The organism is Kocuria sp. ZOR0020 (assembly GCF_000800955.1).
Taxonomy (GTDB): Bacteria; Actinomycetota; Actinomycetes; order Actinomycetales; family Micrococcaceae; genus Kocuria; species Kocuria subflava.
On sequence record NZ_JROX01000389.1, the window covers coordinates 1 to 325 of the forward strand.

General features: G+C 37.5%; 1 protein-coding gene. It reads left to right on the forward strand.

Annotated features, from left to right (window positions below; all coding sequences use genetic code 11):
• Positions 1-325, forward strand: a 325-nt coding sequence (locus L979_RS16500) for a hypothetical protein (protein WP_197052178.1), incomplete at both ends; no start/stop codon positions are given.

Here is a 325-nt window from a genome sequence, read left to right on the forward strand (position 1 = left end):
AACTCTGGAAAATCAGAAATTAAAAACGCTTGGAGCGCAAAACTTGCTGAAAATGGTGTAACTATCACAGATAAAACTTTTGAGCTTCCACGTAAATTGGTTGATTCAATCAACACAGTTTTGTTAAATACTAACCCAGTGTTCAAAGTATTCCGTGTTACAAATGTCGGCGCTTTGCTCGTATCACGCTCATTTGATTCAGCTAATGAAGCAAATCTCCACAAAGACGGACAACAAAAAGTAGAACAGGCTGCAGCTCTCACTATTGATACTCTTGAACCTGTAATGGTTTATAAATTGCAATCACTTGCTGAACGTGTTAAAC